Origin of the sequence: Aeromonas taiwanensis, assembly GCF_000820165.1 — a bacterium.
GTDB classification, from domain to species: Bacteria; Pseudomonadota; Gammaproteobacteria; order Enterobacterales; family Aeromonadaceae; genus Aeromonas; species Aeromonas taiwanensis.
Genome location: NZ_CDDD01000055.1, coordinates 1 through 313 on the forward strand (window position 1 = coordinate 1; position 313 = coordinate 313).

Here is a 313-nt window from a genome sequence, read left to right on the forward strand (position 1 = left end):
GATCGCGGGCGGGGTGGGGCAGATAATGCTGTTCACCGCCCTCTATCTGGTGATCTGCCTCGGCTCCATCGCTTGCTGGGCCTATGCGGGCAGTCGATTGCAGGGGTGGCTGGTGTCGCCCCGTCGGCTGCGTGGGTTCAACCGGGCCATGGCGCTGCTGTTGCTGCTCAGCGCGGTCTATCTGGTGCGCTCGCCCTGAGGAGCGAGCCCGGCGCGGTACTGCCCCGGGGTGGCGGCGACCCGACGTTTGAACTGGCGCTGGAAGTGCGCCTGATCCGCGAAGCCGCTCGCCAGGGCCACGTCGGCCAGGGGC

1 protein-coding gene and 1 pseudogene are annotated in these 313 nt (G+C 69.6%); one reads left to right on the plus strand and one right to left on the minus strand.

Annotated features, from left to right (window positions below; translation table 11 throughout):
• Positions 1-199, plus strand: a pseudogene (locus BN1136_RS09230) (LysE family translocator); the annotation flags it as partial.
• On the opposite strand, the gene BN1136_RS20510 reads toward BN1136_RS09230, so the two are convergent.
• On the minus strand, positions 178-313 hold a 136-nt coding region (locus tag BN1136_RS20510; protein ID WP_231557856.1), incomplete at its 5' end, for a helix-turn-helix domain-containing protein. The pseudogene BN1136_RS09230 and the gene BN1136_RS20510 sit on opposite strands and share 22 nt — an antisense overlap.